General features: G+C 61.5%; 12 protein-coding genes. 5 read left to right on the top strand and 7 right to left on the bottom strand.

Features of this window, described 5'->3' with window-relative positions:
• Positions 1-16: 16 nt before the first annotated feature.
• From IPM16_11050 to IPM16_11020, 7 genes are all read right to left on the bottom strand, one after another.
• Positions 17-781: a hypothetical protein gene (locus IPM16_11050; GenBank protein MBK9123639.1), complete on the bottom strand. Its 765-nt coding sequence runs from the start codon at positions 779-781 to the stop codon at positions 17-19.
• Positions 781-1,872, bottom strand: coding sequence for an exo-alpha-sialidase (locus IPM16_11045; GenBank protein MBK9123638.1), 1,092 nt, complete (start codon positions 1,870-1,872; stop codon positions 781-783). The genes IPM16_11050 and IPM16_11045 overlap by 1 nt, the downstream gene beginning before the upstream one ends.
• A gap of 1 nt (position 1,873) precedes the next feature.
• A complete protein-coding gene (locus tag IPM16_11040) occupies positions 1,874-2,677 on the bottom strand; it encodes an ABC transporter permease (GenBank protein MBK9123637.1) in 804 nt (267 codons plus the stop codon).
• Between the two features lie 88 nt (positions 2,678-2,765).
• Positions 2,766-3,725: an ABC transporter permease gene (locus IPM16_11035; protein MBK9123636.1), complete on the bottom strand. Its 960-nt coding sequence runs from the start codon at positions 3,723-3,725 to the stop codon at positions 2,766-2,768.
• Between the two features lie 165 nt (positions 3,726-3,890).
• Entirely contained in the window at positions 3,891-5,522 is a 1,632-nt protein-coding gene (locus IPM16_11030) for an ABC transporter substrate-binding protein (GenBank protein ID MBK9123635.1), read from the bottom strand.
• Between the two features lie 53 nt (positions 5,523-5,575).
• A complete protein-coding gene (locus IPM16_11025; protein ID MBK9123634.1) occupies positions 5,576-6,466 on the bottom strand; it encodes a dihydrodipicolinate synthase family protein in 891 nt (296 codons plus the stop codon).
• On the bottom strand, positions 6,463-7,170 hold the full coding sequence (locus IPM16_11020) for a FadR family transcriptional regulator (GenBank protein ID MBK9123633.1): 708 nt from the start codon (positions 7,168-7,170) through the stop codon (positions 6,463-6,465). The genes IPM16_11025 and IPM16_11020 overlap by 4 nt, the downstream gene beginning before the upstream one ends.
• Positions 7,171-7,290: 120 nt before the next feature.
• Here IPM16_11020 and IPM16_11015 point away from each other — a divergent pair, with 120 nt between their 5' ends.
• Genes IPM16_11015 through IPM16_10995 form a run of 5 tightly spaced genes read left to right on the top strand, consistent with a single transcriptional unit; the run spans position 7,291 to position 13,541 of the window.
• Positions 7,291-8,322, top strand: coding sequence for a Gfo/Idh/MocA family oxidoreductase (locus tag IPM16_11015; GenBank protein ID MBK9123632.1), 1,032 nt, complete (start codon positions 7,291-7,293; stop codon positions 8,320-8,322).
• A complete protein-coding gene (locus IPM16_11010) occupies positions 8,322-9,353 on the top strand; it encodes an Ldh family oxidoreductase (GenBank protein MBK9123631.1) in 1,032 nt (343 codons plus the stop codon). The genes IPM16_11015 and IPM16_11010 overlap by 1 nt, the downstream gene beginning before the upstream one ends.
• The gene (locus tag IPM16_11005) at positions 9,350-10,252 is read left to right on the top strand and encodes an aldo/keto reductase (protein MBK9123630.1); all 903 of its coding nucleotides are present in this window, start codon (positions 9,350-9,352) and stop codon (positions 10,250-10,252) included. Before IPM16_11010 ends, IPM16_11005 begins: the two co-directional genes overlap by 4 nt.
• Positions 10,253-10,269: 17 nt before the next feature.
• On the top strand, positions 10,270-11,766 hold the full coding sequence (locus IPM16_11000) for an FAD-dependent oxidoreductase (protein MBK9123629.1): 1,497 nt from the start codon (positions 10,270-10,272) through the stop codon (positions 11,764-11,766).
• Positions 11,754-13,541, top strand: a complete 1,788-nt coding sequence (locus IPM16_10995; protein ID MBK9123628.1) for an FAD-dependent oxidoreductase — start codon at positions 11,754-11,756, stop codon at positions 13,539-13,541. Before IPM16_11000 ends, IPM16_10995 begins: the two co-directional genes overlap by 13 nt.
• The last annotated feature ends 2 nt before the right edge of the window (positions 13,542-13,543 follow it).

Genomic DNA, 13,543 nt, shown 5'->3' with positions numbered 1-13,543 from the left:
CGGCGCGCGCCCGGCTTCAACCGGCACCGTTGTCAAGCTCCTGCCGAATGCTGTCCAGCGCGCGGCGTAAGGGGGTAATGCTCGATGTGAGGAAGGTGTTTACGCCGTGCTGCCTCCAGAACGCCACGTCGTCGGCACTGAATGCACTGGTCGACACGTGCACTCGACTCCCTAAGCTTCCGATCGCCTCCACAATGGCGTCGCGTACTGCGCTGGAAGCTTCCTGCCCGAACAGACCCAGCGATTGAGACAGATCGCCCGGGCCGAAGAACACCATATCGACGCCGTCAATGGCGGCGATTGCCGCCGCATTGTCAAGCGCGCGCCGAGTCTCGAGTTGGAGGATCAGCAGTGATTCGTCGTTCGCCTTGCTGGCGAAGCTGGCGAGTGATTCCCGGCCATAGTCGGCGGCGCGCGTAACGGACGAAAAACCGCGCTCGCCAATGGGCGCATACTTGGCTTGCCGTACTAGTTCGCGTGCCTGTTCTGGCGTATCGACCATCGCAACTTGAACTCCACCGGCCCCGAACTCGAGGGCATTGAGTAGGTCTGCGCGGTTGTGGTCCGCCACACGGACAATCGGTGTGATCCCAACCGCATCGGCGGCCAGAATTAGCACCGGGAGGTTCATGCGCGCAAACCCGTGCTCCATATCCAGCATGACATAATCGAATCCGGCCTGCCCGATCATTTCGACCAGCCACGGGGAATCAATCTGGAGATTAATCCCAAATGCGGGTTGACCGGCAAGCAGTCTTTGGCGAACCCGGTTTTCGCGCATCACGACCCCTCCAATAGCGAGTCCACCGGAAGCCGACGGAGTTTCAGCGACCGCGGACCGAACGGATCGTCAGCGCGGGACTCGTAGTAAGTGATCCACGCCTCGCCGCCGACAAACGTACAGCTGGGATAGGCCCACGTGAACTCAGGATCATCTTCGAGTGTGTGCCGCTGGAGATGAGGCCACGATGCTCCGTGATCGTCGCTTACCGCGTAGGCAAGCGGACATCTCGTCCCAGCCATCGCTTGGTGGACGTTGTAATTCCAGTTCCATATCAGCAGCAGTCGATCACTCCCGGGAATCCGGCGGATCACGGCAGGTGCGACGGGGGACACGACTTCCAGCGAACGCAACTCGGTCCACGTCGCACCGCTGTCGTGCGACTCGGCGCGAAACAATGTGCCCATGGCCGTCCGCAGCACCAGCAGCACCGATCCGTCTGCCCGTTCGACCAGATCGCCTTCCCAAGCCCCCGACTCACCCGAGCTGGACACGGGTGGTAGCTCGATGGAATCGCTGAAGGACCAGGTCTGTCCGTGGTCGTCGGAACGCGCGACGCGGGTGAATAGATGATGCGAATGCCAATCATCGGTGACGTGGAGCGCGGTTAGCAGGCGTCCGCTGGACAATACCGTGAGACGGTCGTTGCATCCTGTTTGATAGCCCTCCGATGTCAACGCAACCGGCTCAGACCATGTATGGCCCTCGTCGGACGAGGTCCGATACAGGCGGCACGCGGAAATTGTGGACTCGCGAAAGTTGTACAGGAGTCCGAGGTTCCCATTACTGAGGCGAGCCAGGCCGGGATTCATGACGTTGAGGCCAGCGGTGTTCGTTATCAACGTGCGCGGTGGTGACCACGTATGACCGCCGTCGTGTGTTTCAATTGCAGCGATGTCCGAGGAAGCGTTGTCGCTGTTGAGGGCAGTGCCGGGCAGGCCGGTGACCGGGTCGTACGCACGCGAACCGTTGGAACCACGGTTAAGGTGTTTGAAGCGCGACCACACCACGAGCATTCCCCCGTCTGCAAGGAGCACCGCGCTGGCTTCGTCATTACGCGGATACTCCGGCGTTGAGGGCACGAGAATCACACTAGATCTCCTTCATACGTGGATCAAGCGCGTCGCGCAATCCATCGCCAACAAAGTTGATACACAATACCGTGACAGCGGTCATGATCCCCGGCGGAATCCAGAACCAGGGCATCTCAGCCAATACGCTGAGGGCACGCGCCTCGTTGAGCATCGTTCCCCAGCTTGGTTCCGGCGGCCGGATGCCGACGCCAAGGAAGCTCAGCGACGCTTCGGCGAGGATGGCGGACGCCATTCCAAAGCTTGCAGAGACGATCACCGGCGCGAGGATGTTCGGCAGCAAGTGCCGCGTCATGATGCGCGCGCCTGATGCTCCCAGCGCGCGTGCGGCTGTGACGTACTCGAACTGCTTGGCCACCAATACCTGTCCGCGTACGAGACGCGTTACGCCGGGCCAGCGGCTGATCGCGATAGCGATGATGATGTTCGTGAGGCTTGGCTCCGTAATGGTGACGAGCATGAGGACCACCAGCAGCGTGGGCACGGACATCAGCGTGTCGCAGACCCGCATAACGACGGCGTCGATCCAACCCCCATAGAAACCCGATACAAGCCCGAAGATCACCCCGAGAATTCCGTAAACGGCAACGGTACCGATGCCAACAGTCAACGAGATTCGCGCGCCGTAGATAACACGCGTAAAGATATCGCGTCCGGCAATGTCGGTGCCCAGAATGTGCGCTTCGCTAGGCGCCTGACGTACTGCGCGGAGGTCCGTGCGATATGGGGTCTGATCGCTGAACAGCGGCGCGGCTACGGCGACGATTACGATCGCCGCGAACACGACGAGGCCGAACGCTGCCATTCGGTTTCGAACGAACTTGCGGAGCGCACGATTGCGCGGCAGGTCGCGATCGCCGCTGGCTAGCGAACGGGGGAGCGCTGGGCCCGTGCTACTGGTAGCGGATGCGCGGGTCGATGATTGCATACGTGACGTCCACAACGAAATTGACGAGCAGTACCACTATTCCTATGACGAGAACCGTTCCCATGACGACGGGATAGTCGCGGCCCGTTATGGCGTTGATCATCATGGTGCCCATGCCTGACCATCCGAAGACCATTTCGGTGACGATCGCACCCGTGATCACAATCGGGAGCGACAAGCCGATAACGGTGACCACCGGAATCAACGCATTGGGCACGATATGGCGAAGTGTCACGCGCCGTGGCCGTAGGCCCTTGGCGCGGGCAGTTGTGACGAAGTCCTCTGCGCGGACCTCGAGCACGGCCGAACGGGTTTGGCGTGCAAACAGCCCGATGAACTGGACACTCAGCGCGGTGACGGGGAGGATCAAATGCTTCAGCCGGTCGCCAAAGCTATCGACGCCCGGAGTAAGCATGCCCGCCGAAGGTAGTACCTTCAGCTCGACCGCAAAGATGTAGATTAGAATCATGCCGAGGTAGAAATTGGGAAACGACCAGGCACCGTAGCTGATGACCGATACCACATAGTCGAATGGCGTATACGGTCGCATTCCACTCACAATGCCAGCGCTGACGCCGATGACGACGGCGACGAGGATCGCCAGCCCGCCGAGTTGTACGGTTGCCCACAGGCGTTCGCCGATCATGCTCAGAACGGGGCGCTTATGGACAAACGAGAACCCGAGATTCCCGCGCGCCAATTCCCCGACCCAGCGCACGTACTGGATGACGATCGGTTGGTCGAGGCCTAAGGTGGCGCGCTGCCTCGCCAGAACTTCGGCGCTGTTTTCGGTCAATGTCGCCGGATCGATCATGGCATCTACGTAATCCCCCGGCGCCGCCTGAATGAATCCGAACGTGACGACCGTCAGCAGCAGGAGCGTAGGGATTGATTGTAGAATCCGACGTGTGAAGTACTGTCGCATTACTGTCTCGCAGTCAACCTCAAGGGACGGGGTTTCCCGCACTCGTCGTACGGCAGCAGATAGAGGCCCTGCGAGCTGGCCTCATCTAGAAGCCAGCTCGCAAGGTAAGATGTACCCTGATTCACGTGCAGTCGGCTCGCAGGCTAACAGCACGCTCCGGGATGCTTATTCCGTCACCGTCCAGTCGTAAATGTTCCACGTCGAGGCAGCGCGGTTGGCAGTCGGCGTCAGCCCCTGAACGCGCTGCTGTACGGCGAAGATCGTATACGGCACGGCAATGTTCACGGTCGGCATCTCTTCGTAGAATATCGTCTGGATCGCCTGATAGGCAGCCTGCCGCGTGGCGAAATCTGCCGTCGTCCTTCCGATCACGTACTGGTCCGCCATCTTGTCGTCGCAGTAGAACCAACCGGACTGCGGCTTGCCGCCCGTGGGACATTCCCAAACCGTGAAGCTGCCGGGATCGGGCAGCATGTTCGCGCCCTGATTGAAGAAGATGTCCCAATCCTGATTGGTGATGAGCTTCTCGCGGAACGCGGTCTGCTCCTGCGGGTCGATGATCGTCCGAATACCCACTTCAGCGAGCTGCTGCTGCACAATCGGCAGCAGGGAATCGGACAAGCGGTAAGCCGTCGGGAACAGGACGCTCAACTCTCGATTACTGTCCCATCCCGCATCAGCCAACAGCTGACGGGCCATGTCCGGGTCGTACGGATACGGCGTCTGACCTTCGGGGATGGCCCAATCGTTCAGGAAGCAGCACTCCTGAACCCGTCCCTGACCGAGGAAGATCGCATCCAAGATCGCTTCGCGGTCAAGAGCGTAGGCCATCGCGAGACGTACCCGCGGATCGGTGATGCGGAACGTGTTGATCGAAAGCTGGTAGGCTGCCGCTGACGGCGTGGTCAGGATCTGCGCATCGGTCTCGCGCGAGAGGCGATCGGCATCGGTCGGCGTCAGGCCGAGCATGACGTCCAGCTCACCGGACTCGATCTGCGCGATGCCGACATCCTGAGTCAGCCAGTTCATGAAGAACACGCGGTCGATCTCGGGCGCGCCGAGGTGATAATCGGCAAACGCCCCTAGCTCGACAAACTGACCCTCGATCTGCTGCACGAACTGGAACGGACCGCAGCCTAGCGGCGCCGCACCGTAGATCGGCTGGGTCTTCCAGTCGGCATACGGGATATCGGCGAGGATGTGCTTGGGCAGGATGTACCCGTTCGGGCTTTGGCTGGAAGTGATTAGCCACAGCGGGTTGGGTCCAGTGAGCGTGAACGTGATGGTGTGGTCATCAACAATCTCGATTCCGGCATACTTGGTCGTATCGGCGTATGATGGTGCTTCCGCTGCAGACGCGACGACATCTGCGCCGCCCACAATCGAAGTCATGACCAACGGCCGGATGCGCGATCCGGTAATGGCCTCGGGAGTCGCGTAAGCCACCCAAGTAAACTCGACATCCGCGGCGGTCACGGGCGTTCCGTCGTGCCACTTGGCGTCCGGGTTCAGCGCAAACGTGTATGTTGTCTCGTCCTCGCTGAGCGTAAAGCTAGCGGCTAGGTCGGGCTGGATCGAATAGTTCTCATCGAGATTGACCAATGAGCAGTGCAAGGCGTTGAACAGTGCTTCGTTGGTGCCGGTGATGGCGCCGTGGGCGATAAACGTCGGGTCAGGCCGGTCGTTCGCAAAAACGCGAATGCTGGTGCCTTCTTGGGCGACGGTTCCGAGGGAAATGGTGAACAAACTGACGATCAGCAAGACGAACAACAATGAACGGGCGGATACGGGCTTCATGTCTGACTCCTTTGAGGATCTTTTGGAGGAATGATGTTCGGAGCGGGGTTATTTCATTCTGGACCTCCTTGCTGCCGTCTTACCAGTGACTCGATGGTCGCACGTGCCGCATCAGAAAGGGGCACAACCCGGGCGAAGGTATGTGGCTGCGTCGGGCCAACAAGTGAAACGGCGTACTTCAAGCACGCAAGCCAGTGACCGTATGTATGAAGCGTTCCCAAGGCGTCGGCATCCGACTGGAGTGCGAGCAAGCGTTCGCGGTCGCCTGCCTGCGCCGCGTCGAACATCTCGGCGAACAGGCGCGGAGCGACGTTGCTCAATCCGGGTACAAGCCCGTCCGCACCCGCAAGCAGCGATTGCGCCGCGTAGCGTTCCGCGCCTTGAAGTACAACGAAGTCCGGCCCGCGTAGGGCGAGAAGCTGTTCGAACTGCGGCCAATCCCCGTGACTGTCCTTTATGCCGACGATATTCTCCAGATCGATGACATCGGCCACGATCGATGGCGTCATGTTGTGGTGCGTCTTGCTGGGGATGTTGTAGAGCACGACCGGCAGTGGGGAACGCTCCGCGGCTTCGCGGACGTGTGCACGCAGACCAGCGTCGTCGGTCTCGACGTAGTAGGGGGTCGTGATCACCACTGCGTCGGCCCCGCATTCGGCGGCCAGTTCGATCGCCTCGATCGTGCGAACCGTGGAAGGCTCCAAAGCACCTGCGATCACAGGAATCTGCCCATCCACAGCCTCAACGGTGCGCCGGATCAGAGTTTTGGCAAGCGAACTTGTGAGCAGTGGACCTTCGCCGCTGCTGCCAAGCACAAACAGACCGTGGACGCCGCCGTCAATGAGCCGGTGAACATGACTCTCAAGGCCGGCCACGTCGATTTCTCCTGCGGGAGTCAGCGGCGAGATCACAGGCGGGATGATACCCGTGAACTTGCCAGTCATTCTGTGCTCCGTCTCTGGGAAGCCCGCTGGATACGACGTGCAAGTCCGGCATAGTGCTCTGCAAGCGCGACTCGTGCACGCTCGGCATCGTTGTCCACGATGGCGTCGACGATCGCTTGATGCGCGCCGTGAGTCCAGATGGGTTCGTCGTCTGCGATATCCGCGTACTGCGAGGCCTTGTTGAACCCCTGCCAGAAGATGTCGAGCAGGCGAACCAGCACACTGTTGCCGACGTGCTCGAAGAGCAAACGGTGGAACGCTCGATCCTCTTTGACGAACGGCAGGCCTTTCGCCGCACGCTCACCCATCGCGTCGACCGTTTCGGCGATCGCTTCGATCCGCTCAGGCGTCATTGCGATCATGGCTGTTTCGATCATACCGACTTCGAGAACCCGCCGGACCTGCAGCAGCTCGGAGAGCTCGGTCAGATTTGAGAGCAGGCTGTATTGCAAGTTGTCGAGGATCGGATCGAACGAGAAGCTCGAGACAAACAGGCCGCTTCCGCGCTTGGTCTCAATGACGCCGAGCGACTCGAGCGAGCGCACCGCTTCGCGCACCGAATTCCGGCTTACGCCGAGTTGCCGTGCGAGGTCGCCCTCAGCGGGAAGCGCGTCGCCGGGCTGCAGCCGATTCTGCAGGATGTACTCACGGATCGCATCCTGTACTTCGCGGTAGAGCAGGGGCGGGCGCTTAAGTGGGATGATTGGTTTCGCGCACAAGGGGTCTCTCCAAGAGCGGGGCCCGGTCGCCAGTTTTTGACAGGACGCTAGCCACTAAGGTATGCTGATGTTATCCACTTGTAGGATATGTGTCAAATAAACATCATGACGACTCTTTCTTCTCCAGTACGATTTGCCATCGTCTCTCCCTCCCGTTGGGGACGAACGCTGCTGAACGCGGCAGCGGCCTCGCCCATCCTGAAGTTCGCCGGCGTCACGAGTCGCGATTTCGCGAACGCGCACGCTATTGTCGAACAGTACGGCGGTTGCGTGTACGCCAGTTATGATGACATTCTGGGCGATCCGTCGACTGAGGCGGTCCTCCTGCCCACGCCCAACTTCTTGCACTATGACCAGACGATGGCGGCGCTGAGTGCCGGCAAACACGTGCTGGTCGAGAAGCCGATCGCAAATACGGTGGCACAAGCTCGGGAAATGCAGTCGGAAGCCACTCGGCGCGGGTTGGTCCTTGCGGTCGGCATGCAGGGACGACGTACCGGCGCCGCACACATGGTTAAGCAGATGATCGACGACGGGACGCTGGGTCGCGTGGCTCTGGCCGCGGCGATGCACGGCGCGCCTCTGCTCAACAACCGCGACCCGGACAGCTGGTACATGGATGCCGACAAAGCGCCGGGCGGGCCGCTCGATCAGCTCGCCGTTCACTATTTCGACCTGTTGGCCTACTTCTTTGGGCCCGTCCGGCGGGTTTTCGGCGCGTATACGCGCCGGGCAGCGCCTGCAACCGTGCCGGATGCCGCGTCGGCAATCCTCGAAATGGAGGATGGCACGCTCGTTACCTACAGCACACACCAGATTTCGGCTTACGTTAGTCAGCTCGTATTGTTCGGCACGAAAGGCGCCCTCCACTTCAAGCGATTTGGGCAGGAACTGCTGTGGGAAGAGGTCGTTCCACCGGCCCAGGCGAAGGTAGACGGACCCACGATCAGGCCGCTTGAAGTCACCGGTCCGCATCCCTTTACGACGGCGCTGACCGACGAACTGGAAGACTTCGCCCGATGCGTCCGTGAAGGTGGAACGCCGCTGGTTGGCGCTGCGGAAGGCATTGCAGCGCTTCGAGTCGCCCGCGCTGTCATGGAGTCGTGGGACACGGGTCGCGTCGTGGAGCTGGACTGATGCCGGTTTTCGCCGCTGACGAACTGAGGGATTTCACCACCCGACTGCTCATGGCAGCGGGTGCGCCTGAGGACATCGCGTCCGCGGTGGCGGCCTCGCTGGTCACAACGAACCTGCGCGGTCACGACTCTCACGGCGTGCAGCAGTTGATGAAGTACGTCGGCAAGATCCGCGATGGCTCGCTCGTCGCGTCCGCCCGTCCCACGATCGAGTCGACACGCGGCGCGCTTGCGCGTGTCGACGGAGGATGGGCATTTGGTCAGATCACGGCATCGTTTGGGGCCGACCTTGCCGCGGACCGTGCCGCCGAGTACGGCATGGCCGCCGTAGCCTTACGCCGGGTCAATCACATTGGCCGCGCGGGTGAGTACGCCGAACGCATCGCCGCACAGGGCCTGATCGGCATTGTGTTGGCTAGCGGCGCGTCCGCCGGCGGTTCGGTTGCGCCGTTCGGCAGCAGGCAGCGTATGTTCGGCACGAATCCGATGGCATGGGCAGTGCCAACGACCACGGGGCGTGCGCCGCTGGTGCTAGATTTCGCCACGTCCGGCATCGCCATTGGCAAGGTTCAGCTTGCGCGCGACAAAGGCGAACGTGTTCCGCCGGGCATGCTGATCACTCATGACGGAAGTCCGACCACCGATCCGAACGACTTCTACAACGATGGTGTGCTGCTGCCGTTTGGATTGCACAAGGGCGGCGGATTGGCGCTGATGCTGGAGATCATCCCGACGCTGTTGGCCGGGTTTACGCCCGCCTCATCGCCCAACTATCGGCCGGGCAATCCCACGCTGATTCTTGCGCTCGATGTTGCGTACTTCGTTGACCGTGACGAGTTCGACGACGAGGTTCGCACCTTGCTGGACAGGATTCGTGGGTCGACGCCGCTGGATGGTGTCGAGCGCGTGCTGCTGCCGGGCGAGCCGGAATCGATAGCAGCGCTTGAGCGTGCCGTGACTGGAATTCCAGTGCCTGACGCGACATGGGCTGAGTTGAGCGCGCTCGCCGTGTCGTTGGGTGTGACGGTATGAACACGCGTCAGCTTGGCCGTACAGGGCTCCAAGTGACCGTGCTCGGGTACGGTGCCGGTCAGCTTCGCGCGACCCCGCGAATCTGGAACGGGCGTCCAGTCTCCGACGAGCAGGCAGAGCGGATACTTAACGCCGTCTTGGACGCCGGCATCAACTTCATCGACACGGCCAGCATCTACGGGCGGAGCGAGGAGTTCATCGGGCGATTTATCGGCCACCGGCGCGACGAGTATCTAATCGCCACGAAATTCGGATGTCAGCTTAAGGACATGGGCAGTTGGGACGATACGCCCCGCAACTGGTCGCCCGACTTTCTGCGCGACTCGATTGACGAAAGCCTGCGCCGTCTGCGCACCGATCGTGTCGACCTGCTGCAGCTCCACACACCGACGTATGACGATTTCGTGCGTTACGATCTTGTCCGGCCCCTTGAAGACGCACGTGCTGCGGGCAAGGCGCGTTTCATAGGATTGTCCGTTACCGAGCCACAAATGACGGCGTTCGCACCTCACTTCGATGCGTTCGACACCGTACAGCTTCCGTACTCCGCCTACGAGATGCACTACGGCAGTTGGCTCACCAAGGCAGCGGCGCACGGACTCGGTACGATCATTCGCGGTGGCGCGGCGCAAGGCAAAGCAGAGCAGGGTGGTGCAGATGGTCTGTGGGAGCGCGCAGGCCTTGACGACCTGCTCGACGGCGAGACGCGAACCGCGTTTGTGCTGCGCTTCACGCTCAGTCACCCCGATGTGCATACGGCGATTGTTGCGACCATCGACCCGGATCATCTGCGCGACAACGTCGCCGCTGCCGAACGCGGCGTGCTGCCAGCAGATGTTCTCGCGGAGGCGAAACACCGGCTGAGTGCTGCACTTGCGCCTAAAGTGCCCCAAGAGTAACCCGTTGCGACCAAAATATGGGGAGACTTCACCACATGCTTTCAACACTTCGTACCCAAGTCGTCGTGGTCGGCTCCGGGGCAGCGGGCATAAACGCCGCGCTCTCAGCGGCCCGCAACGGCGCGGAAACACTGCTAATCGAGTATCACGGTTTTCTCGGCGGCATCTCGGCTACGCTGCCGTGGCTCGGGTTCCACGATCAGGATTATCGCCAGATCATCAAGGGGCTGCCGGGCGAAATCGTGCAGCGGCTGTGGGCACGCAATGCCGCATCTCCGTTCGAGCTTGACCCGAAGTGTTCATCTGCGATCAGTGTCGACAGTCACCACTACAAGATTCTCCTGATGGAGATGATGATCGAGTCGGGCGTGAAGCTGATGCTGCACACGCAGGTGGTCGACACGCTGCGCGAAGGAGACAGGATCACAGGTGTCGTGGTCGAGCACAAATCAGGGCGCCAGGCGATCCTTGCCGATGTTGTGATCGACTGCAGCGGCGATGGCGACGTGGCGGCGCGCGGCGGTGCGGAGTGGGAGAAGGGCCGCACCGGCGACGGCTTGGTTCAGGCTCCGACATTGGTGTTCAAGATCGGCGGGGTCAACCGGCAGGGTTTCGTCGATGGCTGCAAGGATCCCGAGCTCAAGTACCGCGAGTGGTTGGTTCCGTATCCCGACCTCTTTGAGAAAATGGTTGCGCGGCTTGACCGCATGAAGGTGATCATTTGCGGTGGGTTCGCGGGGCTTGTCGAGAAGGCGCGTCAAGCCGGCGACCACGATGTGCCGCAGTCGCGCGTTGTCGGCGTCAAGCTGCATCGCGATGACGAGTATCTGGTCGTGATGACGCGCGTGCTCGGGCTGGATCCGACCAGTGTCACCAGCATGACCGACGCGTATGTGCGGGTGTACGAGCAGATTCCGCAGCTCCTGCGCTTCTTCAAGAACTGGGTGCCGGGATTCGAGAACTCGGAGCTGCGCGAGATCGCGCCGATGCTCGGTGTGCGCGAGAGCCGCCGGATTATGGGTGACTACGTCCTGACGGGTGATGACCTTGTCGCAGGCCGGGAGTTCGAAGACGGCGTTGCGCTGGGTGGATACCACATCGACATTCATCGCCCTGCCGGCACATGGGTCGAAAGCCGCAACGTAAAAACCTACGACATCCCCATCCGCAGCTTGATTGCACGCGGCGTCGAAGGCTTGATGATGGCGGGCAAGTGCTTATCTGCCACGCATGAGGGTGTTGCCAGCACACGCGTCATCCCGATCTGCATGTCGCAAGGGCAGGCGGTCGGGACGGCAGCGGCGCTGGCGGTCAAGGCGGGCAAATCGCCGCGGGATATCAGCCCCAGTGTGCTGCGAAACACGTTGATCGATCAGGGCGCTGAACTGCGCCAGTCGTTGGGCGAACCGAATTGGGACGCAATCGCGATGATCGGCCAACTCCCGAAGGATGAACCCCCCACGACCGGCGATCGCGATGCCGCCAGTCAAGGTGTACACGCGTGGGTGAAGTAACGACAGTTCGCACGGACCTCGTCGTAATTGGCGAAACGATGGCGGGCGTGTGTGCTGCAGTGCGCGCCACCGCCGAAGGATTGCGCGTCGTCATCACGTGCACGGGAAGCGCGCTTGGGGGTTCGTTTCCGTCGTTGGGCGCGCTTGAGACGCACTTCCCCGGCGTTCGTGCGCCGTTGATCGAGGAATTCCGGAATCGCGTCAAGTCGTACTACCGCACCCGCTACGGCGAGGACAGCCCGCAGTACCAGACGTGCGTATCGCTCAATCCGCAGGATCCGTTCTTGACGTTTGAGCCGCATGTGGCGCGCGAGATCATCGAAGGATTGGTGTCCGAGCAGTCGAACATCACCGTGCTGCGGGGCGTTCATCCGGTTTCGGTCGAGCGGGCCGGACGCACCCTCAATGCCGTGACAGTTGCGGCGTTCTCAGATGGAACACGTACGCGCCTCGAAGCGCGGGTGTTTGTCGACGCCAGCGACGAAGGCGACTTTGCGGCGCTGGCCGGCGTGCCGTACCGTGTCGGGCGTGAGTCGCGCACGGAGTACGGCGAGACACATGCGGGCCGCATCTTCACGCAGTGGCTGCACGGCAAATTCCCGATTGATGCGGCGGAAGGTCGACTGAGGTTGTATCCCAAGTGGACGACGATGGGCTTGTTCAGCGGCAGCACGGGTGAGGGCGATCACCGCATCCAGGCGTACAGCTACCGCGTGTGCCTGACTGACGACCCGGCCAATCGCCTACCGATCGAACGTCCCCCGGCGTATGACCGCGCAGCGTATCTCGCCATCGCGCAGTCTCCCGATCAGTATGCTGGCGTCCCGTACGCGCTGCATAACCGCTTCTTGACGGACTCGCCGCACGACATGGTCGCGCGGGACCACATCATTCATGGTCATCCGCTGCCGAATCGCAAGCGCAGTTGGAATGCGGCGACCTTTCCCGGCGCCAATTACGCCTATCCCGAAGCGGACTGGGAGACCCGGCGCGCCATCGCACGGCAGCACCGCGATCATGCGCTGGGCATCCTGTATTTCATGCAGAACGATCCGGATATGCCGGAAGACCTGCGGGCGTCTGCGCGTCAGTGGGGGCTCGCCGCCGACGAGTTTACGGAAAGCGCTGGATTTCCGGACTACATCTATGCGCGTGAGGGCCGGCGGATTGTCGGGCGATACACGTTCACGGAATACGACGCCTCGCTGGCGCCCGGGAAGCTGCGCGCTCCCACGTACGCGGACAGCATCGCGTTCACGGACTTCCCGCTGGACTCACTGGCGTGTTCGGCAGAGCGCCGTCCCGGGACGCTGCCCGACGGGCAGATGTTCCTGATGGAACAGTCGCGGCCCGGATGCGTGCCGTATCGCGTGCTGCTGCCTGAGCACATCGACAATCTGTTGGTCGCCGTATGCGTGTCGGTAACGCACGTGGCGTGGGGAGTCCTGCGACAGAACACGTTGCAGATGCACATCGGAGAGGTTGTCGGATTTGCTGCCGTGCTCGCCCTCGAGTCCGGCACGTCGCCCGGGCAGCTTGACATCGACATGCTGCAGCGTAGGCTGCTTGATCGCGGCGTCATGATCTGCTTCTTCAACGACGTCGATATGACGACCGATGCAAGGTGGGTCAGCGCCGTCCAATGGTGCGGCGCGCGCGGGTTCTTCGACAGCTATGATGCGCTGCCAGATGCTGCGTACGGCGATGATTTGACGCGAGCGCAGGCCTGCCAGCGCCTATACGATGCACATTTCGCAGCGAAAACAAGGGAATAGCG

Source organism: Candidatus Flexicrinis affinis (assembly GCA_016716525.1).
Taxonomy (GTDB): domain Bacteria; phylum Chloroflexota; class Anaerolineae; order Aggregatilineales; family Phototrophicaceae; genus Flexicrinis; species Flexicrinis affinis.
Note: the sequence above shows the minus strand (reverse complement) of the source record. Positions and strands in the feature narration are given on the sequence as shown.

What these genes read in the sequence shown, in the direction of transcription:
- IPM16_11050 (MBK9123639.1), bottom strand. Translation starts at nt 781, where the DNA reads ATGCGCGAAAACCGGGTTCGCCAAAGACTGCTTGCCGGTCAACCCGCA.
- IPM16_11040 (MBK9123637.1), bottom strand. Translation starts at nt 2,677, where the DNA reads ATGGCAGCGTTCGGCCTCGTCGTGTTCGCGGCGATCGTAATCGTCGCC.
- IPM16_11035 (MBK9123636.1), bottom strand. Translation starts at nt 3,725, where the DNA reads ATGCGACAGTACTTCACACGTCGGATTCTACAATCAATCCCTACGCTC.
- IPM16_11030 (MBK9123635.1), bottom strand. Translation starts at nt 5,522, where the DNA reads ATGAAGCCCGTATCCGCCCGTTCATTGTTGTTCGTCTTGCTGATCGTC.
- IPM16_11025 (MBK9123634.1), bottom strand. Translation starts at nt 6,466, where the DNA reads ATGACTGGCAAGTTCACGGGTATCATCCCGCCTGTGATCTCGCCGCTG.
- IPM16_11015 (MBK9123632.1), top strand. Translation starts at nt 7,291, where the DNA reads ATGACGACTCTTTCTTCTCCAGTACGATTTGCCATCGTCTCTCCCTCC.
- IPM16_11010 (MBK9123631.1), top strand. Translation starts at nt 8,322, where the DNA reads ATGCCGGTTTTCGCCGCTGACGAACTGAGGGATTTCACCACCCGACTG.
- IPM16_11005 (MBK9123630.1), top strand. Translation starts at nt 9,350, where the DNA reads ATGAACACGCGTCAGCTTGGCCGTACAGGGCTCCAAGTGACCGTGCTC.
- IPM16_11000 (MBK9123629.1), top strand. Translation starts at nt 10,270, where the DNA reads ATGGGGAGACTTCACCACATGCTTTCAACACTTCGTACCCAAGTCGTC.